General features: G+C 69.2%; 19 protein-coding genes. 9 read left to right on the top strand and 10 right to left on the bottom strand.

Going from position 1 to position 23,631, the window contains the following annotated elements; all coding sequences use genetic code 11:
* Nucleotides 1–3 precede the first annotated feature (3 nt).
* Both hmgA and fahA read left to right on the top strand, forming a co-directional pair.
* The gene (gene hmgA / locus BSE24067_RS27565) at nucleotides 4–1,338 is read left to right on the top strand and encodes a homogentisate 1,2-dioxygenase (protein ID WP_151065057.1); all 1,335 of its coding nucleotides are present in this window, start codon (nucleotides 4–6) and stop codon (nucleotides 1,336–1,338) included.
* Nucleotides 1,335–2,639, top strand: coding sequence for a fumarylacetoacetase (gene fahA / locus BSE24067_RS27560; protein ID WP_151065058.1), 1,305 nt, complete (start codon nucleotides 1,335–1,337; stop codon nucleotides 2,637–2,639). The genes hmgA and fahA overlap by 4 nt, the downstream gene beginning before the upstream one ends.
* A gap of 186 nt (nucleotides 2,640–2,825) precedes the next feature.
* On the opposite strand, the gene BSE24067_RS27555 is transcribed toward fahA, so the two are convergent.
* The 5 genes from BSE24067_RS27555 to BSE24067_RS27535 all read right to left on the bottom strand — a co-directional run bounded on the left by BSE24067_RS27555 (nucleotide 2,826) and on the right by BSE24067_RS27535 (nucleotide 8,619).
* On the bottom strand, nucleotides 2,826–3,986 hold the full coding sequence (locus BSE24067_RS27555; protein ID WP_151065059.1) for an MFS transporter: 1,161 nt from the start codon (nucleotides 3,984–3,986) through the stop codon (nucleotides 2,826–2,828).
* Between the two features lie 99 nt (nucleotides 3,987–4,085).
* Nucleotides 4,086–5,246 carry an MFS transporter gene (locus BSE24067_RS27550; RefSeq protein WP_151065060.1) on the bottom strand — a complete coding sequence of 387 codons (1,161 nt, stop codon included), beginning with the start codon at nucleotides 5,244–5,246 and terminating at the stop codon, nucleotides 4,086–4,088.
* Between the two features lie 454 nt (nucleotides 5,247–5,700).
* Nucleotides 5,701–6,465 carry a 5,6-dimethylbenzimidazole synthase gene (gene bluB, locus BSE24067_RS27545; RefSeq protein ID WP_151065061.1) on the bottom strand — a complete coding sequence of 255 codons (765 nt, stop codon included), beginning with the start codon at nucleotides 6,463–6,465 and terminating at the stop codon, nucleotides 5,701–5,703.
* Nucleotides 6,466–6,606: 141 nt separating this feature from the next.
* Nucleotides 6,607–7,605, bottom strand: a complete 999-nt coding sequence (locus tag BSE24067_RS27540) for a 2-hydroxyacid dehydrogenase (protein WP_151065062.1) — start codon at nucleotides 7,603–7,605, stop codon at nucleotides 6,607–6,609.
* A 30-nt stretch (nucleotides 7,606–7,635) separates the two neighbouring features.
* Entirely contained in the window at nucleotides 7,636–8,619 is a 984-nt protein-coding gene (locus tag BSE24067_RS27535; protein WP_151065063.1) for a LysR family transcriptional regulator, read from the bottom strand.
* 752 nt (nucleotides 8,620–9,371) lie between these two features.
* On the opposite strand from BSE24067_RS27535, the gene BSE24067_RS27530 reads away from it, so the two are divergent.
* Nucleotides 9,372–10,583: a pyridoxal-phosphate-dependent aminotransferase family protein gene (locus tag BSE24067_RS27530; RefSeq protein WP_059450894.1), complete on the top strand. Its 1,212-nt coding sequence runs from the start codon at nucleotides 9,372–9,374 to the stop codon at nucleotides 10,581–10,583.
* A gap of 63 nt (nucleotides 10,584–10,646) precedes the next feature.
* On the opposite strand, the gene BSE24067_RS27525 is transcribed toward BSE24067_RS27530, so the two are convergent.
* Complete coding sequence (locus BSE24067_RS27525) at nucleotides 10,647–11,582, bottom strand: helix-turn-helix domain-containing protein (RefSeq protein WP_151065064.1); 936 nt, start codon at nucleotides 11,580–11,582, stop codon at nucleotides 10,647–10,649.
* 133 nt (nucleotides 11,583–11,715) lie between these two features.
* Here BSE24067_RS27525 and BSE24067_RS27520 point away from each other — a divergent pair, with 133 nt between their 5' ends.
* Nucleotides 11,716–12,606, top strand: coding sequence for a DMT family transporter (locus tag BSE24067_RS27520; RefSeq protein ID WP_151065065.1), 891 nt, complete (start codon nucleotides 11,716–11,718; stop codon nucleotides 12,604–12,606).
* 97 nt (nucleotides 12,607–12,703) lie between these two features.
* On the opposite strand, the gene BSE24067_RS27515 is transcribed toward BSE24067_RS27520, so the two are convergent.
* Nucleotides 12,704–13,918 (bottom strand): MFS transporter, encoded by a 1,215-nt coding sequence (locus BSE24067_RS27515; protein WP_151065066.1) that lies wholly within the window; start codon nucleotides 13,916–13,918, stop codon nucleotides 12,704–12,706.
* Nucleotides 13,919–14,266: 348 nt separating this feature from the next.
* Between BSE24067_RS27515 and xdhA the strand changes: the two genes are divergently transcribed.
* The 4 genes from xdhA (at nucleotide 14,267) to BSE24067_RS27495 (ending at nucleotide 19,311) form a co-directional block, all read left to right on the top strand.
* Nucleotides 14,267–15,838: a xanthine dehydrogenase small subunit gene (xdhA, locus tag BSE24067_RS27510; protein ID WP_151065067.1), complete on the top strand. Its 1,572-nt coding sequence runs from the start codon at nucleotides 14,267–14,269 to the stop codon at nucleotides 15,836–15,838.
* 18 nt (nucleotides 15,839–15,856) lie between these two features.
* Nucleotides 15,857–18,220, top strand: a complete 2,364-nt coding sequence (xdhB, locus tag BSE24067_RS27505; protein WP_151065068.1) for a xanthine dehydrogenase molybdopterin binding subunit — start codon at nucleotides 15,857–15,859, stop codon at nucleotides 18,218–18,220.
* Between the two features lies 1 nt (nucleotide 18,221).
* Nucleotides 18,222–18,812, top strand: coding sequence for a xanthine dehydrogenase accessory protein XdhC (xdhC, locus tag BSE24067_RS27500; RefSeq protein WP_151065069.1), 591 nt, complete (start codon nucleotides 18,222–18,224; stop codon nucleotides 18,810–18,812).
* Nucleotides 18,813–18,909: 97 nt separating this feature from the next.
* Nucleotides 18,910–19,311 carry a polyketide cyclase gene (locus BSE24067_RS27495; RefSeq protein WP_151065070.1) on the top strand — a complete coding sequence of 134 codons (402 nt, stop codon included), beginning with the start codon at nucleotides 18,910–18,912 and terminating at the stop codon, nucleotides 19,309–19,311.
* Between the two features lie 51 nt (nucleotides 19,312–19,362).
* Here the strand turns inward: BSE24067_RS27495 and BSE24067_RS27490 are convergent, their stop codons facing one another.
* The 3 genes from BSE24067_RS27490 to BSE24067_RS27480 form a co-directional block, all read right to left on the bottom strand.
* Nucleotides 19,363–20,310: a LysR family transcriptional regulator gene (locus BSE24067_RS27490; protein ID WP_151065071.1), complete on the bottom strand. Its 948-nt coding sequence runs from the start codon at nucleotides 20,308–20,310 to the stop codon at nucleotides 19,363–19,365.
* Nucleotides 20,311–20,379: 69 nt separating this feature from the next.
* A complete protein-coding gene (locus tag BSE24067_RS27485; RefSeq protein ID WP_151065072.1) occupies nucleotides 20,380–21,018 on the bottom strand; it encodes a 2-hydroxychromene-2-carboxylate isomerase in 639 nt (212 codons plus the stop codon).
* A 93-nt stretch (nucleotides 21,019–21,111) separates the two neighbouring features.
* Nucleotides 21,112–22,602 carry a TAXI family TRAP transporter solute-binding subunit gene (locus BSE24067_RS27480; RefSeq protein ID WP_151065073.1) on the bottom strand — a complete coding sequence of 497 codons (1,491 nt, stop codon included), beginning with the start codon at nucleotides 22,600–22,602 and terminating at the stop codon, nucleotides 21,112–21,114.
* A gap of 455 nt (nucleotides 22,603–23,057) precedes the next feature.
* Here BSE24067_RS27480 and BSE24067_RS27475 point away from each other — a divergent pair, with 455 nt between their 5' ends.
* The gene (locus BSE24067_RS27475; protein WP_151065074.1) at nucleotides 23,058–23,423 is read left to right on the top strand and encodes a BON domain-containing protein; all 366 of its coding nucleotides are present in this window, start codon (nucleotides 23,058–23,060) and stop codon (nucleotides 23,421–23,423) included.
* Nucleotides 23,424–23,631: the final 208 nt, after the last annotated feature.

The raw sequence follows: 23,631 nt of genomic DNA, 5'->3' as shown, positions 1-23,631 counted from the left end.
ACGATGACGTTTGACCTGTCGAAACCGGCGACCGCCGGCTACCTGAGCGGCTTCGCGAACCAATTCGCGACCGAGGCGCTGCCCGGCGCGTTGCCGCACGGCCGCAACTCGCCGCAGCGTGCGCCGTACGGGCTGTATGCGGAGCAGTTGTCGGGCACCGCGTTTACCGCGCCGCGCGCCCACAACCGCCGCTCGTGGCTGTACCGGATCCGGCCGGCGGCCGTGCACCGGCCGTTCGAGCCGTTCACGGGGCCGCAGCGGCTCGTGGCGGAATTCGGCGACTCGGCCGACGTGCCGCCGACGCCGCCGAACCAGCTGCGCTGGGATCCGCTGCCGATGCCGGTCGAGCCGACCGATTTCGTCGAAGGGCTCGTCACGATGGCCGGCAACGGCTCGGCGGCCGCGATGAACGGCTGCGCGATTCATCTGTATGCGGCGAACCGCTCGATGCAGGACCGTTTCTTCTACAGCGCGGACGGCGAGCTGCTGATCGTGCCGCAGCACGGGCGGCTCTTCATCGCGACGGAGTTCGGCCGCCTCGACGTCGAGCCTGCCGAGATCGCGGTGATTCCGCGCGGCGTGCGTTTTTCGGTCGCGCTGCCGGACGGCGCCGCGCGCGGCTACATCTGCGAGAACTTCGGCGCGTTGCTGCGCCTGCCGGACCTCGGCCCGATCGGCTCGAACGGGCTCGCGAACCCGCGCGACTTCCTGACGCCGCAGGCTGCGTACGAGGATCGCGAAGGCGCGTTCGAACTCGTCGCGAAGCTGAACGGGCGCTTGTGGCGCGCGGACATCGGCCATTCGCCGTTCGACGTCGTCGCATGGCACGGCAACTACGCGCCGTACAAGTACGACCTGCGCCTGTTCAACACGATCGGCTCGATCAGCTTCGACCATCCCGATCCGTCGATCTTCCTCGTGCTGCAGTCGCCGAGCGACACGCCGGGCGTCGACACGATCGACTTCGTGATCTTCCCGCCGCGCTGGCTCGCGGCCGAGGATACGTTCCGCCCGCCGTGGTTCCACCGCAACGTCGCGAGCGAGTTCATGGGCCTCGTGCACGGCGCGTACGACGCGAAGGCCGAGGGCTTCGTGCCGGGCGGCGCGAGCCTGCACAACTGCATGTCGGGCCACGGGCCGGACGCGGACACGTTCGAGAAGGCGTCGGCGAGCGACACGACGAAGCCGCACAAGATCGACGCGACGATGGCGTTCATGTTCGAAACCCGCACGCTGATCCGGCCGACGCGCTATGCGCTCGACACCGCGCAGCTGCAGGCCGACTACTTCGAATGCTGGCAAGGCATCAAGAAACACTTCAATCCGGAGCAACGATGAGCGACACCCAAGACTGGCGCGCAACGCTCGACCCGGCTCGCAAGAGCTGGGTCGACGCCGCGAACGATCCCGCGTGCGATTTCCCGATCCAGAACCTGCCGTTCGGCATCTTCAGCGATGCGAAGCAGACGGCGCGCCGTGCGGGCGTCGCGCTCGGCGATCAGATCGTCGACCTCGCCGCGCTCGCGCGTGCGGGCCTCGTCGCGCTGCCGGCAGGCGCAGACGTGTTCGCTGCGCCGACGCTCAATGCGTTCATCTCGCTCGGCCGCGACGCATGGCGTGGCGTGCGCGTGCAGCTGTCCGACCTGTTCTCGCGCGATGACGCGCGGCTGCGCGACGATGCGGCATTGCGCGCGAAGGTGCTGGTGCCGCAGCGCGACGCGGCGCTGCATCTGCCGGTCGACATTCCCGGCTACACCGATTTCTATTCGTCGAAGGAGCATGCGACCAACGTCGGCTCGATGTTCCGCGATCCGAAGAATGCGCTGTTGCCGAACTGGTCGGAGATGCCGATCGGCTACAACGGCCGCGCGTCGTCGGTGGTCGTGAGCGGCACGCCGGTGCGGCGCCCGAGCGGGCAACTGAAGCTGCCGGACCACGAGCGTCCGGTGTTCGGCGCGTGCCGCAAGCTCGACATCGAACTGGAGACGGGCTTCATCGTCGGCAAGGGCAACGCGCTCGGCGAGCCGATCGCATGCGAGGACGCGGAAGCGCATATCTTCGGGATGGTGCTGCTGAACGACTGGAGCGCGCGCGACATCCAGCAGTGGGAATACGTGCCGCTCGGGCCGTTCAACTCGAAGGGCTTCGCGACGACGATCTCGCCGTGGATCGTCACGCTCGACGCGCTCGAACCGTTCCGCGTCGCGCAGCCCGAGCAATCGCCGCAGCCGCTCGCATATCTGCGGCACGCGGGCAAGCATGCGTTCGACATCGCGCTGGAAGTGACGCTGCGCGCCGAAGGGGCCGCCGAGGCGACGTCGGTCTGCCGCACGAACTTCAAGCACATGTACTGGACGATGGCGCAGCAGCTCGCGCATCACACGGTCGCGGGCTGCAACACGCGCGTGGGCGACCTGATGGGTTCGGGCACGATCAGCGGGCCGACGAAGGATTCGTTCGGCAGCCTGCTCGAACTGACGTGGAACGGCAAGGAGCCGGTCGCGCTGAACGGCGGCGGCAGCCGCACGTTCATCGAGGACGGCGACGAGCTCACGCTCGCCGGCTGGTGCCAGGGCGACGGTTATCGCGTCGGCTTCGGTACGTGTGCGGGGAAGATCCTGCCGGCGCGCAGCGCGTAACCGCGTAGCGGTACGGGCGCGCGGCACATCGCTCGCGCTTTCGAAGACAAGGCGGCCCGCATTGCGCGGGCCGTTTTCGTTGACCGGGAAGCGGCGCGTGCGGGCCGGTGCGCACCGGTGCACGATCATCAACGCCGACTGCGACTGCGACTGCGACTCCGACTTCAGCGTCGACGCCGCTCTGCATCAGACCGCGTGCTGCACGGCGCCGCGTCGTTCCCACAGCGCGGCCGCGACGAACGCAGCGACGCAGACGATCAGCACGCCGACCAGCGCGTTGCTGCCCAGTTGCTCCATCAACGCGCCGGCAACCAGCGGGCCGCCGAAGCTCGCGGCGCTCCACGACGCCGACACGAGCGAGCTCGCGGTGACGAGCGCCGCGCCGCGGAACCGTTCGCCGCACGCGACGAGCGACAGCGTGTAGATGCTGCCGGCCGCCGCGCCGAGCACGAACAGCAGCGGCCAGCACAGCCACGGATTCGCGATCACGAACGGCAGCAGCGGCAGGCCTGCGAGCACGATGCAGCCGGCGCCGAGGTGCACGCGTTCGCGGCCGAGCTTGTCCGCGAGCCAGCCGATCGGAAACTGCATCGCGGTATCGCCGAACAGCATGATCGACGCGAGCAGCACCGCGGTCGCGCTCGCGACGCCGTGATCCATCGCGTAGAGCGGCAGCAGCGACAGCGCGAGCGTGTCGAACAGTGCGAAGAAGCCGGTGCCGATGATCAGCGCGGGCATGCGCGGCAGCACGGCGAGCCAGCTGTCGTGCGCGGCGTGATGCGCATCGTCGCCGGCGAGCGGCGCGCGCCGGATCGTCGCGAGCGTCGGCAGCGCGAGCAGAAACAGCGCGCCGCACAGCCCGAAGCGGATGCTCGCCGCACCGGCGATCTGACTGACGAGCACGGGGCCGGCCATCTGGAACAGCGTGAAATTGGTCGCGTAGATCGCGACCACGCGGCCGCGCGTCGAATCGTCGGCGAGCTGGTTGACCCACGCCTCGCCGATCGTGAACAGCAGCATCAGCGCGGCGCCGCACAGCACGCGCAGCACGGCCCATACGACGAGATTCGACGTGAACTGCATCAGCGCGGTGGCCGCGGCGAGCAGCACGACCGACACGACGATCGCGCGGCGCGCGCCGATATGCCGCGCGAGCGCGGTAACGAACGGGACGATCGCGAGGCCGCCGAGGGCCTGCGCGGCCGTCAGCATGCCGACGATGTTGGTGCCGTGGCCGGCTTCGGTCAGCGCGAGCGCGGTGAGCGGCAGCGTGGCGCCGGTGCCAAGGCCGACTACCGCGACGCTCAGGATCAGCGCGACGAAATCACGGTTGAGAATGGCTTTCATCGGCCGGGATGCTACACCGCCGACATTGAAAGGTCCATGAAGGCGATCGGGATCGAATGGCGTTGCGTGCGCAGCGCGTTCGGCCGCGCGTCATGCGCGTCAGGTCGGCACGCTCACCGGGCGGCGTTCGAGCGACGCTGACCACAGCGTGAGCGCGAGCGCCGCGACGGCCATCGCGACGCCCACCCACGGCAGGTTGACGAGCGACACGCCCGAGCCGATCGCCATCCCGCCGAGCCACGCGCCCGTCGCGTTGCCGAGGTTGAAGGCACCCTGGTTCAGCGTCGACGCGAGGTTCGGCGCATCGCTCGCGCGATCGACGATCAGGATCTGCAGCGGTGGCACGATCGCGAACGCGAGGATGCCCCACACGAAGATCGTCGCGAGCGCCGCGAACGGCATGTGCATCGTGCCGGCGAACAGCGCGAGGACGACGCCGATCAGTGCGAGCGTCGCGATCAGCGACGGCATCCGGCGCCAGTCGGCCAGTTTGCCGCCGAGCGTGCCGCCGACGGTCAGGCCGAGGCCGAACAGCAGCAGCACGTACGTGACCTGGCGCGGCGAGAAGCCCGTCACGTCCTCGAGGATCGGCGTGATGTACGTGAACACGCTGAACAGGCTCGCCGACGCCAGCACGCTGATGCCGAGCACCATCAGCACCTGCGGGTGCTTCAGCACGCCGAATTCGCGCGTGATGCTAGTGTCGGGCATTGCGAGGTGCTTCGGCAGGCACACCGCGAGCGCGGCGGCCGCGGCGATGCCGATCCCGGTGACGGCCCAGAACGTCGCGCGCCAGCCGTACGCCTGGCCGAGTGCGGTGCCGAGCGGCACGCCGAGCACGTTCGCGAGCGTGAGGCCGGTGAACATCAGCGCGATCGCCTGCGCGCGCCGGTTCGGCGCGACGAGGTTGCTCGCGACGACCGAGCCGATCCCGAAGAACGCGCCGTGGCAGAACGCGGTGACGACGCGCGCGGCCATCAGCACCGCATAGCCGGGCGCGATCGCGCAGAACAGGTTGCCGGCGATGAACAGCCCGATCAGGCCCATCAGCGCGCGCTTGCGCGGCATCTTCGCGGTGACGATCGCGAGGATCGGCGCGCCGATCGTCACGCCGAGCGCGTAGCCCGACACGAGCATTCCGGCGGCCGGGATCGACACGCCGAGGTCGCGGGCGACGTTGGGCAGCAGCCCCATGATCACGAATTCGGTGGTACCGATTCCAAATGCGGCGACGGCAAGGGCGAAAAGGGGCAGGGGCATCGCGGTGGGCTATGGAAAAAGCGCGGCCCGAGGTCGGCGCGGGATGCGCGGGACGGGCAGGGCGGAGAGGCGTCAGCCGCGATTCTACTTCAGTGAAAACCCTTATGCTTGCGGCCAAAATTGCTGTTGCCGGTGTGCGACGGCGCGCGGATCGGTGCGCCACGGAGTGGGATTTCGCGGTGTCGGGCGGCGCGATGCGCGGCGAAATATCGGGGCGGAACGAAGCGGCCAAACCGGCGTTTCGCAGGAACGCGCGCCCTGTCGGCGGCCGGGAGATTTCGATCGGCGTGGGTCGGCGCCGTGCTCCAGTGCGGCGATATCGCCGGCGGCTCCGACGCATCGCCGTCGGGCGTTCGCTCAGCGGCCGGCACGCGTTCCGATCGATGCGCGTTCGGAGTCGGCGTCCGGCGCAGCGATCGTCGTTGCGGGTGACGCGTCGCCGTCCGTCGGCCGATCAGCGCTCCGGAAGTGTTTCGGTCGGTGCGGGTTCGGCGCCTGCGTCGGGCGCAGCGATCGCCGGTGAGGGTGACGAGCCGCCGACAGCACCAACGGAAGCCGCGGCGCCATCGGCTTCGGCCGTCGCTTGCGCATCCCAGCCGTTCTCGAACAGGCACGCTTCGATCGGCATCCGGGCGGCCCAACGCTCTTCCTCGAGCATCGGCTTCGCATAGAACGCGTCGACATGCCCGACGCAAAGCACGGCGATCGGCTTCGCGCCGACCGGCATGCGCAGCAGCGTGCGCAGCGCGTCGACGTCGAACAGCGACACCCAGCCCATCCCGAGCCCTTCGGCGCGCGCCGCGAGCCACATGTTCTGGATCGCGCAGGCGGCCGACGCGAGGTCCATCTCCGGCAGCGTGCGGCGGCCGAACACGTGGCGCTCGCGGTCGTCGGTCAGCGCGACGACCAGCAGTTCGCCGCATTCGCGCACGCCTTCGACTTTCAGCCGCATGAATTCGTCCTGCCGTTCGCCGAGCGCGTCGGCGGTCGCGCGGCGCTCGGCCTCCACCAGCGCATGGATCGCGGCGCGCAGCGCGGGATCCGTGATGCGGATGAAGCGCCACGGCTGCATGAAGCCGACGCTCGGCGCGTGGTGCGCCGCGCGCAGCAGCCGCGCGAGCGTGGCCGGATCGACGGGCGCCGGCGTGAAGTGGCGCATGTCGCGCCGTTCGAAGATCGCGCGGTAGACCGCGGCGATGGCGGAGTCGTCGAAACGCATGAGCGGCAGAAGCAGGGGAAGGTCGGCGCAACGATAGCAGACGATGCGCGTGCGGCGTTACATCAATCGAAACAAAATGACGAATCGCTGATGGTTGCGGCGGCGAAACGCTGCATCGGACATCGCACCGGACGCCGTCGTTCAGCGCCCCGCCGTGACGACGTTGGCCGGCGTGCCGGCGCGCCACGCGTCGATGTTCAGCAGCGTCGTGTGCGCGATCTCGGCAAGCGCCTCGCGCGTGAAGAACGCCTGGTGCGACGTGACGATCACGTTCGGAAACGTCAGCAGGCGCGCGAGCACGTCGTCCTGCAGCGGCAGATCGGAATGATCCTCGAAGAACAGGCCGCCTTCCTCCTCGTACACGTCGAGCCCGAGATGGCCGAGCTGGCCGCACTTGAGCGCGTCGATCAGCGCGTGCGCGTCGACGAGGCCGCCGCGGCCGGTGTTGATCAGCATCGCGCCGTGCTTCATCCGTGCGAGTGTGCGCGCATTGATCAGATGGTGCGTGGACGGCAGCAGCGGGCAGTGCAGGCTGACGATGTCGGCACGGTGCAGCAGTTCGTCGAGTTCGACGTAGCGCGCGCCGAACGCGATCAGTTCGTCGTCGTAAGGCGGCATCGAATGCGCGAGCACGTGCATTCCGAAGCCCATCATGATCTTCGCGAACACGCGGCCGATCAGCCCGGTGCCGATCACGCCGACGGTCTTGCCGTGCAGGTCGAAGCCGAGCAGGCCGTTCAGCGAGAAGTCGCCTTCGCGCGTGCGCGCAACGGCACGCGGCAGCCGGCGGTTGAGCGCGAGGATCAGCGCGACCGCATGCTCGGCGATCGCGTGAGGAGAATAGGCTGGCACGCGCACGACCGCGATGCCGAGCCGCTCGGCGGCCGCCAGATCGACGTGGTTGAAGCCGGCCGAGCGCAGCGCGATCAGCCGGGTGCCGCCGTCGGCGAGCCGCTCGAGCACGGCCGCGTCGACGGTGTCGTTGACGAACGGGCACACGACGTCATAGCCGTGCGCGAGGATCGCCGTTTCCGCGTCGAGGTGAGAAGGCTGGAAATGCAGCCGATAGCCGAACTGCCGGTTCGCGGCGGTAAACGAGTCGTCGTCGTACTGCCGGCTGCTGAACAGGATCACGCGCACGCTGCACCTCCGATGGCTGTCGCGTGCAGTCTACTGCAGCCCCGTGACGATATCGGCGCGATCGGGCGTGCGCGGCGGGCGCAGGAAGCCGTACTCGGTCCGTTCGCTGGCCGCCTGCATGCCGAAATGCTCGAGCGCGTGCTCGACGAAGCTGCGCGTGCGGGCCGGCACGTACTGCCGGTTCGGGTAGACGAGCGACAGCTGCGCGTCCGGGTCGTCGATCCGGTAGCCGGGCAGCAGCCGCACGAGCGTGCCGTTGGCGAGCGCGTCGGCCGCGCACGATTCGGGTAGCACTGCGATGCCCGACCCGGCGGCGGCCGCCGCCTGCACGAGCGCGAGCTGGTTGACCGTGCAGGTCGGACGCACGGTGATCGAATGCGTGACGCCGTCGTGGCCGACGAGCCGCCACGCCGGCGCATGCTGATGCGGCGCGAGCGCGACCCAGTCGTGGCCGGGCAGGTCGTCCGGTGCGCGCGGCTCGCCGCGCCGTTCGAGATACGCGGGCGCCGCGCACGCGACGAACGGGTTCGGCGGCAGCGCATGGCCGATCAGCGTCGGGTTGCCGTCGAGCCGGTCGCCGGTGACGATGCCGACGTCGTAGCCCGAATCGAGCACGTCGAGCGGCCCTTCGGCGACCGTGAGCTGCACGCGCAATTCGGGGTAGCGGTGCCGGAACCCGCTGACGAGCGGCGTCAACGCGAGCGGCGACAGCAGGCCCGACGCGACCACACGCAGCGTGCCGGCCGGCTCGCGCACCGCATGCGCGACGGACGCCTCGAGATGATCGAATTCCTCGAGCAGCGCGCGGCAGCCGTCGAGGTAGCGCAGGCCGGCCTCCGTCAGCGACAGGTTGCGCGTGGTGCGGTGGATCAGCCGCGTGTTCAGGTGAGACTCGAGCATCGCGATCGAGCGCGTGACGAGCGCGTTGGATACGCCTAGATGGTGCGCCGCGCGCCGGAAGCTCTGCTGCTCGGCGACGCAGACGAACACACGCATGGTCTGAATCTGGTTCATGGCTCGCGGATTTCTGGCCCGGTTGAATGATTATGGTTGTGATTTTCCGTTGCACGACCTGGAAAGCCGTCGCGCGACGCCCGGTTCTCGTTCGTATCGAAAAACCGGTTTTCGATTCTGCAGACGATTGTTCATTACGAGAGCGTTACTCGTCAACCTGTGAAAAGGGGCGGGTTGCGTAAAATCGAAATCGCGGGTATCGCTTTAACGCGCCGATGCCGGGTGGTGCACCGGCGATTGCGTGCGCCGCATTCAATTCGACTGCGGGTGAGTTGAATCTTTTCTATACGAATCAATGCCTTGCGTGTTGTGCGCGGTGGTGCGGCCTGTAATTGGGTGAAATCGCTCCCCAATTGATGCCGCGATAATGGATGTTTTTCTGCCGGTCCGGTTTTCGTGGACCGATTCCATCCGCGGGATTTTTATCGTGACGGCGGGTATTCCGGGCGATACGCGCGCCGTGTCGAACGCGCGCATCCGCGACTGGTCGCAATATTGCCGGAGAAAATCGCAGGCATCGCGCCGCGCGCGGAACCGCTTCGGCTGCGCGCCGCAATGCCGCGCGAATGCGCGACACGGTCGTGCGACCCGCGCGCGGCCGGCTGGCCCGGTCCGTCTACCGGGCCACCGTCACGCTGTCCGGCCGCGCGTGCCTCTTGCGCGCCGGCGCGGAACGCGGAATGATCGATGGGTTTCGCCATCCCGTGCGGCGAACGACGTCCGTGCGTTTTTTCCTTCCCCTTTTGCCCGCCATGTCCATCGATTACTCGCCGATTCCGTGTCCCGTCGTCGTGCCGCTCGACGCGATCCTGCCCGAAGAACCGCTGCTGATGATGGGGGCCGGCCCGGTTCCGATTCCGGCCGCCGTCGCCAAGGCGAACACGATCGTGATCAACCACCTCGGCGCGACGATGGCGAAGATCATCGAGCAGGTGAAAGAGATGGCGCGCTACGTGTTCCAGACCCGCACGAAGTGGGTGCTCGGCGTCGCCGGCCCCGGCTCCGCCGCGATGGAAATGGCGATCTCGAACCTCGCATGGCGCGGCACCCGCGTGCTGTCGATCCGCAACGGCTTCTTCAGCGCGCGGATGGCCGAGATGGCGACGCGCGTCGGCGCCGACGTCGCGACGCTCGAAGTGGCCGACCGCTCGGTCGCGAGCCTCGACGAGATCGCGGACGCGATCGCGCGCGAGCGGCCCGAGATCGTCACGATCGTGCAGGGCGAGACGTCGAATACCGTGTGGAATCGCGACCTGCGCGACATCGCTGCGCTTGCGAAGGCGGCCGGCGCGCTGGTCGTCGTCGACGCGGTGTGCACGCTGTCGACGATGCCGCTCGAAATGGACGCGTGGGGCATCGACGCGGTGATCACCGGTGGCCAGAAGGGACTGTCGTCGATCCCCGGCGTGTCGCTGATCGCGTTCTCCGACGCCGCATGGGAGCGGATGAAGCAGCGTCCGGAGCCGAACGCGCACTGGTGCCTCGACATGGCGCTCGCGGAGAACTTCTGGCACAACGCGGGCTATCACTACACGGCGCCGGTGTCGGGCGTGCTCGCGCTGCACGAGGCGCTGCGGCTCGTGTGCGCGGAAACGCTCGAAAGCCGCTTCGCGCGCCACCTGCGCTGCTCGCTGGCGCTGCAGGCGGGCGTCGAGGCGATGGGGCTCTCGCTCTATGCGCCGAAGGACTGCCGGCTCAATTCGGTGGTTGGGATCGAGACGCCCGAAGGGCTCACGCCCGGGATGGTGTGCGGGCACATCTCCAAACAGTATCAGGTCGAGATTTCGGGCTCGTTCGGGCTGCCGATCGTGCGGATCGGCCAGATGGGCGAGCAGTGCCGCGAACACAACCTTTTCCGCACGCTCCATGCGTTCGGCCGCACGATGGTCGACCTGAAGGTGCCGGTCGACTTGCCGGCCGGCGTGGCCGCGCTCGAGCAAGAGCTGTCGCGGCGGGGCACGTAAGCACGGCAGTGAGGCCGCGGCACGCATCGCGCCGCCGGCCATCGAAAGAATGGCGCGCGCGGCTCAGCCGCTCTGCATCGCGCGCCGGTACGCGTTCGGCGTCGTGCCGTGCGCGTCGCGAAAGCGATGGCTGAAGTGGCCCGCGTTCGCATAGCCGCAATCGGCCGCGATCTGCGCGAGCGGCAGCGCGGTCGTGCGCAGCAGCAGGCGCGCCCGTGCGAGCCGTTGCTCGGCGACCCATGCGTGCGGCGCGCGGCCGAACGACACCCGGAACATCCGCGAGAAGTGGTATTCGGACAGCGCGGCGACGTTCGCCAGTTCGCCGAGCGTCAGCGGTTGCGACAGGTAGCTGTCGATGTAGTCGCGCACGCGGCGGCGCACGGCCGGCGCAAGCCCGCCGCGGAACGGCGTGTCGGTGCGCGTCGCGCTCTGGCCGCGCAGCAGCATGCTCAGCACGTCGTGCGCGGCCTCGTTCGCGCGCAGCCGCCCGTCCGCATCGTCCCAGCGCTCGAGCGCGAGCGAACGCAGCTGCGCGGCCATGCGCGCATCCTCGAAATAGGTTCGGTCGGCGAGCTTCAGTTCGCGCGGCTCGCGGTCGAGTTCGCGGATCGCGCGCTGCGTGAAGTGCTCGGGCAGGAAGTACAGGTGGATGAAGTGCATCTCGCCGCGCACCCACCAGCGCGATTCGTGGTCGCCCGGCAGCGCGCACAACAGGCTCGGCGCGCCGTAGCGCGGCACGCGTTCGCGCTCGGTCCGATATCCGCCGTCGAGATAGCACGACAGCGTATGGTGGCCGGGCTGGTCGTAGATCGTCTCGCTTTCGTCGGTGATGCGCGTCCATTCGGCGATCGCGAGATGGTCGCCTAGCCACGTGAAGCGCTCGAGCGTCGCGTTCGCGTCGGCGAGCGTACGGCACACCGAGTGCAGGCCGAACGGCAACGCGTCGCCGGCGAGGGCGGCGGCGTGGTCGACGGGCGGGGCGTACAGGGGCGAACTCATGATGGGACGAGTATAAGCGCGCGCGATGCACGCCGCGCGGCGCCCGGAAAAAAACCGCAATTCCGGACAATCCGCACGGACGGTGCAGCCGCATAGTCGGTGTCCGTTTCACTCGTTCCGCTTCGTTGCCGCCATGAACCTGTCGCTTTATTTCGTCACCGTGCTGATCTGGGGCACCACCTGGATCGCGATCAAGTGGCAACTCGGCGCCGTGCCGCCGCCCGTGTCGATCGCGTGGCGTTTCTGGCTCGCGTCCGCCGTGCTGTTCGCGCTGCTGCGCGTGATGCGCCGGCCGGTGCGCCCGCCGCGCGAAGCGTGGCGCTATCTCGTCGCGCAGGGCGCCGCGCTGTTCTGCCTGAATTTCCTGTGCTTTTACTATGCCGAGCAGGTCGTGCCGAGCGGGCTCGTCGCGGTGATCTTCTCGACCGCGCCGTTGCTGAATTCGATCAACGGCCGGCTGTTCATGGGCCGCCCGCTGCGGCCGTCCGCGATCGCCGGCGCGCTGCTCGGACTGACCGGCATCGCGTGCCTGTTCTGGCAGCAGATGGCCGGCCACCTCGACGATCACGCGACCTGGGCGGGCCTCGCGATCGCGTTCGCCGGCACGATGTGTTTCTCGGCCGGCAACCTGCTGTCGAGCCGGATGCAGTCGATGGGGCTGCACCCGCTCGTGACCAACGGCTGGGCGATGCTGATCGGCGCGGCGATCCTGACGGTCGGCAGCGCGGCGGCCGGGCTGCCGTTCACGATCGACCCGAGCCCGCGCTATCTCGGCGCGCTGGTCTATCTCGCCGTGCCGGGCTCGGTGATCGGCTTCACCGCGTATCTGACGCTCGTCGGACGCATCGGGCCCGAGCGGGCCGCGTACTGCACGGTGCTGTTCCCGATCGTCGCGCTCGCCGTGTCGACGGTCTTCGAAGGCTACCAATGGTCGCCGCTGGCGGTGATCGGGCTGCTGCTCGTCGTGGCCGGCAATCTCGTCGCGTTCGATCTGGCGCGGCGGTTGTTCTTGAGGACCGCTTGAGCGGCTCGGCCGCCGGAAATGCAAAACGCCCGCGCGATGCGGGCGTTTTCTTTGCAGGGCCGGGATGCTGGCCGCATTGCGCATGCGGCAACGTGCGTCACGCCGCCGCACCGCTCCCCGCGACCCGCGCCTGCCGCTGATACAGCATCATCGACAGCGCGACGCCCGCCGCAGCCGCCACGGCCGCGAACAGGAACACCTGCGGATAGCCGAACGCGCCGGCCACATAGCCGGCAAGCGGGCCGGTGATGCCGAGCGACAGGTCGAGGAAAACCGAATACGCGGACAGCGCCGCGCCGCGGCTTGCGGGCGGCACCAGCGCGACCGCTTCGACGCCGAGCGCCGGGAAGATCAGCGCGAAGCCGAATCCCGTCAGCGCCGCGCCGACGAGCGCGACGTGCGGCACCGGCGCGAGCCACAGCAGCACGAGGCCCGAGCACTCGAACGCGAACGACACGATCGCGACGCGGAAGCCGCCGTAGGTCTTGATCGTGTTCGCGAACAGCAGGCGCGCGCCGATGAACAGCGTGCCGAACACGGTCAGCGACAGCGCGGCGTTTGGCCAGTGGCGCGCCGCGTAGTACAGCGTGACGAAGGTCGCGATCGAGCCGAAGCCGGCCGAGCCCAGCGCGAGGCCGAGGCCGTGCGGCAGCACGCGCGTGAACACGCTCGCATACGACATCCGCTCGCCATGCACGACCGGCACGGGATCGATCAGCCGCGCGAGATGGAAGCCCAGCGCGGCGAGCGCGATCACGATCACGCCGATCAGCGCCGGATTCAGCGTATGCGCGATCGCGACGCCGACCGGCGCGCCGAGCGCGAGCGCGCCGTAGGTCGCGATGCCGTTCCACGAGATCACCTTCGCGTTGTGCGCGACGCCGACGCGGCCGATGCCCCACAGGATCGCGCCGGTGCCGCACAGGCTTTCGCCGACGCCCAGCACGAGCCGGCTCGCGACCAGCAGCACGAGGCTCGCGACCGGCCAGTGCGCGAGCAGCAACGCGACGAGCAGCAGCACGCCGGACACGCCGCAGCCGATCAGGCCGCGCAGCACCGTTTGCTTCGGCCCGAGCGTGTCGGCCAAGCGCCCGGCGAGCGGGCGTGACGCGAGCGTCGCGAAATACTGGACGCTGATCGCACCGCCGGCGACGATCGCCGAAAAGCCGAGGTCGTCATGGACGAAGCCCGGCAGCACCGCGAGCGGCAGGCCGATGGTCAGGTAGCAGATGAACGTGAAGCAGACGACCGACACGATTTGCAGCGTGACGGCAACGCCGCTGCGCGGCGGTGTGGCGGAATCGGTTGACATGGGGTCGGAACAGATGAGCGAAACGGAACGGAAGACGGCGAAAAACGGAATCGGGATTTTCCCATGGAACCGGTTTTCCCGCAGGGACCGTTTAGTTAATCCGGACCCGTTTCATTGACGACGGCGCGCCGGCGCATCGGCGGCCGCACGCCCGAACCGCAAGCCCCGTAACGTTCGGGAAGCCCGCCGCACGGCGCTCGCGCGCATATCGCGGCAGTTATATGGGCCGCATGCGTGATGGGCTATGGGTTGCGGAATTTGGCGGTGATAGCGTGCAAACTGTCAGAAACACGTCGGCCGAGCGCCCCGCGCAGGCCGCCTTGCCCCCGCTTGAAGAATGATAGAGACATGAGTGAGCCGATCCGCTTCTACCATCGTCACGCGATCCGCGAAGTCAGCGGCGCGGACGTCACCCGCACCGTGCTGCAGTACCTGCGCGAGGATGCGCATTGCACCGGCACCAAGGAAGGCTGCGCGGAAGGCGACTGCGGCGCGTGCACGGTCGTCGTCGGCGAGCTGACCGACGCGGGCGCCGTCGCGTTCAAGGCCGTCAACGCTTGCATCCAGTTCCTGCCGACGCTCGACGGCAAGGCGCTGTTGACGGTCGAAGACCTGCGCCAGCCGGACGGTTCGCTGCACCCGGTGCAGCAGGCGATGGTCGATTGCCACGGCTCGCAATGCGGCTTCTGCACGCCGGGCTTCGTGATGTCGATGTGGGCGCTGTACGAAAAGCATGGCCACGAACGCTGCGGCAGCGCGTGCGAGAACGCGAAGTCCGTGCCGACGCGCACGGAAATCGCCGACGCGCTGACCGGCAACCTGTGCCGCTGCACCGGCTACCGGCCGATCGTCGACGCGGCGGTGCGGATGTTCGATGCGAACGGCGAAGGCGCACCCGCTGCGTCGGCGCCGGTCGACACGGCGGCGCTCGCGCGCACGCTCGCGTCGCTGAAGCGCGACGACACGTTCACGTACACGACGGCCGACGGCGCGCAGTTCGCGGCGCCGCGCACGCTCGACGCATTGGCCGCGCTGAAGGCGGCGCGCCCGGACGCGCGACTCCTTGCCGGCAGCACCGACATCGGCCTGTGGGTCACGAAACAGCTGCGCCGCCTCGACGACCTGATCTACGTCGGCCAGATCGCCGAACTGCAGCGGATCGTGCACGGCGACGACTGGATCGAGATCGGCGCGGGCGTGACGGTCGAAAACGCGTACGCGGCGCTCGCCGGCACGTATCCGGAGCTGACCGAGATGTGGAAGCGCTTCGCGTCGCTGCCGATCCGCAACGCGGGGACGCTCGGCGGCAACGTCGCGAACGGCTCGCCGATCGGCGACTCGATGCCGGGCCTGATCGCGCTCGGCGCGCGCGTCGTGCTGCGCGGCGGCGACACGGTGCGCGAGTTGCCGCTCGAGGCGCTGTACACGGGTTATCAGCAGAAGGACATGGCGCCGCACGAATTCGTCGTCGGCGTGAAGGTGCCGACCCGCACCGGCGCGCGCGCGAAGCTGCAGTTCCGCACGTACAAGCTGTCGAAGCGGTTCGACTCAGACATTTCCGCCGTGTGCGCGGCGTTCGCGTTCATCGCGGACGGCGAGCTGATCCGCGCGCCGCGTATCGCGTTCGGCGGAATGGCCGCGACGCCGAAGCGCGCGGCGCACGCGGAAAGCGTGCTCGACGGCGCGCAGTGGCACGAAGCGACCGCGCACGCCGCGATGCAGGCGCTCGAGCGCGACTACCAGCCGCTGTCCGACATGCGCGCGACGAGCGCGTATCGGCTCGATACCGCGAAGAACCTGATGTATCGCTTCTGGCTGGAGACGCGTCCGCACGACCCGCTGCCGCCGCAGGCGCTCAACGTGCGCGAAGTGGCCGCCGAAGCCGCCGCTGACGTTGCCGACGACGCGGTGCGCGTCTGACGACGGAGAATACCGAACATGAACCAGCAAGCAGAACCGTTCCTCAACACCCTCGACCCGCAGGCCGACGCCGCACAGGTGCACGTGTCGCGTCCGCACGAATCCGCGCACCTGCACGTGAGTGGCCGCGCGACCTACACCGACGACATTCCGCTCGTCGCCGGCACGCTGCATGCGGCGCTCGGGCTGTCCGCGAAGCCGCACGCGAAGATCGTGTCGATGAATTTCGACGCGGTGCGCGCGACCCCCGGCGTGGTCGCCGTGTTCACGGCCGACGACATTCCGGGCGTCAACGATTGCGGGCCGATCATCCACGACGATCCGGTGCTCGCGAACGGCATCGTGCAGTTCGTCGGCCAGCCAATGTTCATCGTCGTCGCGACGTCGCACGACATCGCGCGGCTCGCCGCGCGCCGCGCGCAGGTCGAGTACGAAGAGCTGCCCGCGATCCTGACCGCGCAGGAAGCGCGCAACGCCGAAACCTACGTGATTCCGCCGCTGAAGCTCGCGCGCGGCAATGCGACCGCAAGGCTCGCCGCCGCGCCGCATCGCGAGTCGGGCGAGATGCTGCTCGGCGGACAGGAACAGTTCTACCTGGAAGGGCAGATCGCATACGCGGTGCCGAAGGACGACGACGGGATGCACGTGTACTGCTCGACGCAGCACCCGAGCGAGATGCAGCATCTCGTCGCGCACGTGCTCGGCGTCGCGTCGCACAACGTGCTGGTCGAATGCCGGCGGATGGGCGGCGGGTTCGGCGGCAAGGAATCGCAGTCGGGCCTCTTCGCGTGCTGCGCGGCGCTCGCCGCGTGGAAGCTGCTGTGCCCGGTGAAGCTGCGGCCGGACCGCGACGACGACATGATGATCACCGGCAAGCGGCACGACTTCCATTACCGCTTCGACGTCGGCTACGACGACGACGGCCGCATCGACGGCGTCGCGCTCGACATGACGTCGCGCTGCGGCTTCTCCGCCGATCTGTCGGGCCCGGTGATGACGCGCGCCGTGTGCCACTTCGACAACGCGTACTGGCTCGGCGACGTCGACATCGCCGGCTACTGCGGCAGGACCAACACGCAGTCGAACACCGCGTTCCGCGGCTTCGGCGGCCCGCAGGGCGCGTTCGCGATCGAATACATCCTCGACGACATCGCTCGCTCGCTCGGCCGCGATCCGCTCGACGTGCGCTACGCGAACCTGTACGGCAAGACCGAGCGCAACGTGACGCCTTACGGGCAGACGATCGAGGACAACGTGCTGCACGAGCTGCTCGGCGAACTCGAGACGACGAGCGACTACCGCGCGCGGCGCGCCGGCGTGCGCGAATTCAACGCACGCAACACGGTGCTGAAGAAGGGCATCGCGCTCACGCCGGTGAAGTTCGGGATCGCGTTCAACGTCACGCACTTCAATCAGGCCGGCGCGCTGGTGCACATCTACACGGACGGCTCGGTGCTCGTGAACCACGGCGGCACGGAGATGGGGCAGGGGCTCAACACGAAGGTCGCGCAGGTCGTCGCGCACGAGCTCGGCATCCGCTTCGGCCGGATCCGCGTGACGGCGACCGACACGAGCAAGGTCGCGAACACGTCCGCGACGGCCGCGTCGACGGGTTCGGACCTGAACGGCAAGGCCGCGCAGGATGCGGCGCGCCAGCTGCGCGAGCGGCTCGCGGCGTTCGCGGCCAAGCAGTTCGGCGACGGCAACGTCGCTGCGGCCGACGTGAAGTTCGGCAACGACTTCGTGTGGGTCGGCGGCGCGAGCGTGCCGTTCGGCGAGGTGGTCGCGAAGGCGTATCTCGCACGCGTGCAGCTGTGGTCAGACGGTTTCTATGCGACGCCGAAGCTGCATTGGGACCAGTCGAAGCTGCAGGGCCGGCCGTTCTACTACTACTCGTACGGCGCGGCGGTATCGGAAGTCGTGATCGACACGCTGACGGGCGAAATGCGCACGCTGCGCGTCGATGCGCTGCACGACGTCGGCGCTTCGCTGAACCCGGCGCTCGACATCGGCCAAGTCGAAGGCGCGTTCATCCAGGGGATGGGCTGGCTCACGACCGAGGAGCTGTGGTGGAACGCGGCCGGCAAGCTGATGACGCACGCGCCGTCCACGTACAAGATCCCGACCGTCAACGATACGCCGCCGGAGTTCAACGTGCGGCTGTTCCAGAACCGCAACGTGGAGGACAGCATCCACCGCTCGAAAGCCGTCGGCGAGCCGCCGCTGCTGCTGCCGTTCTCGGTGTTCTTCGCGGTGCGCGATGCGATTGCCGCGGTCGGCGAGTATCGCGTGAATCCGCCGCTCGACGCGCCGGCCACCGGCGAGTCGATCCTGCGCGCGGTGCAGGCGGTGCGCGCGGCGAGTGCCGCGAAGGCAGGCTGAGATGAACGGCGTCGCCACGTTCGCGCCGGGCACCGGCCAGCGCAACCGCGCGATCGCGGCGCCGGCGCCGATGCACATCGTGCTGTTCGGCGCGGGGCACGTCGGTCACGCGCTCGTCACGCTGCTCGGCGCATTGCCGTGCGTCGTACAATGGGTCGACACGCGCGACGAGCTGTTTCCGGACGAATGTCCGCCGAACGTGCAGCCGGAGCCGACCGACACGCCGGAGGCGATCGTCGACGCGGCCCCGCCCGGCGCGTACTTCCTCGTGATGACGCACAACCACGCGCTCGACTTCTCGCTCGCCGCGCAGATCATGCGGCGGCGCGATTTCGCGTACTTCGGGATGATCGGCTCGCGCACCAAGCGCGTGAAGTTCGAGCGCCGCCTCACGGCGCGCGGTGTCGATCCGGCGCGGCTCGTGGAGATGGTGTGTCCGATCGGCGTCGCGGGGATCGTCGACAAGGCGCCGGGCGCGATCGCGGTGGCCGTCTGCGCGGAACTGCTGCAGGCCCGCTCGGGGATGCCGGTGGCCGATGCGAAGGCCGCGGCGGCGGGACGCGCGCGCGACGACGTCAGCTGTGCGCGATGACGCCGAGCGGCCGATACGTTACGCGCACGTCCGCGGACTTTTGCCTACACTGCACGGATCGCGCGGCATCGGGCCGCGCGCCTTTCGCGCACCCGCCATGTCCGATCATCAGGTCTATCTCGACGCGCTCGATGCGAGCGTCGCCGCCATCGAGCGCTGGCTGTCCGGCGCCGATACCGCGCCCGCGGCGCTCGACGCGCTGCTCGCGTCCTTCTCCACGGATTTCACGATGATCCTGACCGACGGCCGCCTGCTCGACCGCAACGGCCTGCGCGCGCTGTTCGCGCAACTCGGCGGCGCGAAGCCGGGGTTGCGCATCGCGTTGTCGGACCTCCGCGTGCTCGCGGCCGACGCGTCGCACGTGACGCTCACCTACATCGAAGCGCAGCATGCGGCATCGGGAGAATTGCCCGCGCGCCGCGCGACGGCCGTGTTCGAACGCGACGCGGCAGGCGTCGTGCGCTGGACCCATCTGCAGGAAACGTTCTGCACGGCCTGAGCGGCCGCGCTTCGTGAGCGGGAGCGGTCGTCGTTGCGCGCCGCGTCCGCTTCAGCGCTTGCGCGCGCGTGCGGCCGTCAGCTCGTCGGACACGCTCTGCATCAGCGCGCACAGCCACGCGATGTCGGTCGGGCGATCGGGCTGCGGGTGCGTGAGCAGGTAGCTCTTGATGCGCGGAAACGGCACGGGCGGCGCGACGACGACGAGCGGCAGCAGTTGCGCATAGTGCGTCGCGAAGCGGCGCGTCGTCGTGAAGATCAGGTCCGACTGCAGCAGCACCTGCGGCACGATGCCGAAGTACGGCAGCGTCGTCACGATCCGCCGCGTGAGGCGCGCGCGTGCCAGGCCGATCTCGATCGCATTGCGCTTGTCGCCGGTGTACGGGGTCGGCGCGACGTGCGCGGCTGCCGCGTAGGCGTCGCGGGTGAGCGGTTCGCGCGCGAGCGGATGTGCGTCGCGCATCAGGCACACGATCGTGTCGGAGAACAGGTCCTGGCGTGCGAAGTGCGGATCGGGCTTCGGCCAGTTGCCGATCACGAGATCGAGCGCGCCCGATTCGAGCGCGTCCGCGTGATCGAGCGCGGGATTCAGCGAGTCGATTTCCAGATGCGCATGCGGCGCCGCGTCGCGAAAGCGCTCGATCAGCGTCGGCATGAAGAAATCGTTCAGGTAGTCGGGCGCGGCGACGCGGAACGTGCGCCGCGCGGACGACGGATCGAAGTCGCCGTGCGGCGTCGCGATGAAGTCGACCTCGCGCAGCGCGCGCGACGCCGCGCCGAGCAGCGACGCGCCGTATTCCGTCGGCACCATCCCGGATTTGCCGCGCACGAGAATCGGGTCGTTCAGCGTCTCGCGCAGCTTGCGGAGCGCGGTGCTGATCGCCGGCTGCGTCTGGTTCAGCCGCAGCGCGGTTTGCGTGACGCTGCGCTCGAGCAGCAGCGTGCGCAATACGCGCACGAGCCAGATATCGAGCGAGGCGGTACGGTCGTCGTCTTCCATCGATGGAGCGTGATTCGGGGGACGCGTAACCTTACCGCAGCCGCGCGTCGCCGTGCGTGATACCGGCCATCACGCGCGGCCCTTCGGCAGCGCGCTGATCCGTTTCACCTCGCGCGACTCGAGCCAGTTCGGCGTGCGCGCGCAATACAGCACCATCGGCAGCGCGTCCTCGCCCCAGAACAGCTGCTTGTTCATCCAGAACGTCGGCACGCCGAACACGCCGAGCGCGATCGCATCGTCGGTGTTGCGGCGCAACTGCGCGCCCGTCTCCTCGAATTCGATCAGCTCGTCGCCGTGGCCGACGCCGACGCGTTCGCACAACGCCGCGAAGCCGTCCGGCGTCGACGGATCGTTGCCGTCGTGCCAGATGAAGCGGAACATCTCAAGCACGGTCGCGATGTCGGCGCGCAACGCGATCGCGAGACGCAGCACCTTGTCGGAATCGAACGGATGCGCGGGCGGCATCTTGAAGCGAATGCCGAGCTGCTCCGCGCGAAACAGCGCGTGGCGGTACGTGAACACGCGCTTGGCCGGCACGTCGGCGCTCGGGCGCTGCCCCCAGTGGCGCTGCAGGTCGGGCAGCGACACGGGAACGGGTTCGAACGGCACGTCGGGCCATTTGTCATGCTGTTCGAGCAGCAGATAGGAGAACGGCGACACGAAGTCGAAGAACCACGCGGGCTGGGTAGTGTCGAGGCCGGTTGTCATGACGATCTCCATAAGGTGGGGCGTGCGCGCCTCGCGGCGGCCTTCATGTTACGCGGCGGCGCGCGGATGCAGCAATGATCGCGGATCGGCCGCTCACGCGGAACCGGGAGTCGCCCGAGGGGGCTCGCCGCCCGGCGGCGGCGCGTCGTGTTCGTTGTGTTGCGCCGCGGCGGTGCCGGCGCCCGGCGTGGCCGAGGTGGTCGGCGGCGTCGCGGTGGTCGCGGTCGTCGGATTGGCCGCCGCATCGAGCTCATGTGCGGTCAGCCGTTCGCGCACGAAGCCGATGTGCTCGCGCAACACGTAGAACTGCCCCGCGTACGCGAGCGGCATCTTCATCCGGTTCACGGCTTCCTCGATGTCGTCGAGCTCGTTGAGCAGCCGCACGCGCTCGTCGGCCGTATGCTCGCCGAGCGCGCGGCGCTCGAGTGCGATCAGCGCGCCGTACCAGCGGTAGATGCGCGAGCGCACGCGCCAGCCGTACAGCGACGGCACGAGCCGCAGCCCGGGGATCAGCACGACGATCAGCGGCACGACCACGACGAGCAGCCGGTCGACGAGGCTCGCGACCCAGAACGGCAGCCGCCGGTACAGGAACGTCTTGCCCGACTTGTAATAGCGGGCGGCATCGTCGGACAGCGGGAAGCCGCGCGTGACGGCCGACGGGAACTCGCCCGCGTGCTGCAGGATCGTCGCGTGGCCGTGCACTTCGCGCGCGGCTTCGATCAGCAGGTCGGACAAGGCGGGATGCAGCGAATCGCGCGCGACGAGCTCGATCGTCGGCGCGACCGTGTGGATGTCGGCGGGCGGCAGGTTGCGGCCGAGATCGTAGACGCCCATCGGCAGCGTGATCGCGGTCAGGTACGGAAAGCGCCGCGCGTACGCCTCGGCCTGCGTGAACGAGTACACGTGCACGCCCGGCGCGCGGAACAGCTTCGCCATCACCGGGATCTGCGTCGAGTCGCCGGACAGGAACGCGGCGTCGATCTTGCCGTCGAGCAGCGCGATCGCGGCATCCTCGCCGGCGGTCGGCAGCAGTTCGGTCGAACCGCCCGGCACGATGCCGTTCATCTTCAGCAGCGCGAGGCTGAGTTCGCGCGCGCCGCTGCCTTCCGCGCCGAGCGCGAGCCGCTTGCCGTTGAAGTCGGACAGGCGTGCGACGACCGGCCCGCGGTACATGATCGCGAGCGGCACGTAGCCGATGCTGCCGAGCGAAACCAGGCGTTCGTCGCGCTCCTTCGGGCCGATGCCGCTCTGCACGAAGCCGACGTCGACCGGCGCGTTCGGGTTCGACAGCCGCGCGAGGTTCTGCGCGGATCCTTCCGACGACTCGACGTCGAGCGTGACGCCGTTCTTCGCGAGAATCGCCTTGTATTTCTGCGCGGCGTTCCAGTAGGTGCTGCCGGGCGGCCCGGCCGAGATCACGAGCGTGGACGGCGGCGCCGGCTGGATCAGCCTGACCGCGAGCCAGACCGCCGCGGCCGCGAGCAGCACGGTCGGGCCGATCGACAGCGCGAGGTCGCGCCACGACACCGCGACGAAGCGGGCGAGGATGCGGCGGGGCGGGCGGGGGCTGGCTGGCTTCATGGAATCGATGGATGACACGCGCGTGACGTGCCGATGACGACCGTCTCGGGCGATGCGCACGATGCGCGTTCTGGCGGCGATGGTACCCGGTTTCGCATCGCGTGCGCGAGTCGGCGGCCGTCGCCGGCGCGCATGCGTGGGCACCCGGGCAGGCCCGCGCCGGCAGGCTGCGCGTCAAAAGCTTTGCGCTTCCGCGGGCGCTGGATTACATTGTGCGACGCAGCCGCGCCCGAATTCGCGCGCGACCCGGCACGCAATGAGACCGGGCGCGTCCGGGCGGCGGCTGTCCGGCCCGGCCGGCCCGCATTCGCGTGCGCCGGCTGCCGGCCCGTGCCGCCTCTCTCGCATCGCCGTGGAAATCATCGGCCGTCCCGCCCGTTCGCGCGCGGGCCGGCTGCCTTTGGGGGTATCCGGCCGTACTGTGCACGGCCGTTCCGAAGTCATAAGGAGATAGCATGAAGTCGATCGTGTTGAGAGCGTTGGGTGTTGCAGCCGTGGCAGCCTGTCTGACGGGCAGCGTGTACGCGCAGTCGAGCGATGCGGCGGCCACCGAAGCGCCGGCCGCGGCGGCGAGCTCGCCGAAGGCCGCGGCCAAGACCGCGAAGAAGGCCAACCGCCAGCTCGGCTACGCGGTGCGCAAGGCCATTACGAAGGCAGGCGGCATCGACGTGTCGAACCTCGTCGTGCGTTCGAAGGGCGGCGCGATCACGCTGGAGGGCACGGTGCCCGACCAGGCTCAGATCGACAAGGCGGAAGAGGCGGCGAAGGGCGTGAAGGGCGTGACGTCGGTCTCGAACAAGCTGACGGTCCAGCAGCAGTAACGTCGGCGGCGGCGCGCGAGCGTTGCTCGCGCCCGCTTCCACGCGGGCCCCGGCGTGCCGGGGCCCGTTTGCGCTTCAGACGGGCCGGACCTGTCGTTGCGCGACAGGCTTCGCGACCGGCGCCTTTCGGAGGGCGCTCTCCGGGTGCAAAACCGCAGTCGGCCCGGCGTTTTCTTCAGAGCCCGCGCGCCGCGCACGACACGGCGGC

The organism is Burkholderia latens (assembly GCF_902499045.1).
GTDB classification, from domain to species: domain Bacteria; phylum Pseudomonadota; class Gammaproteobacteria; order Burkholderiales; family Burkholderiaceae; genus Burkholderia; species Burkholderia latens.
The sequence above is the reverse complement of the archived record's forward strand: the minus strand, read 5'-3'. Positions and strand labels throughout refer to the sequence as shown.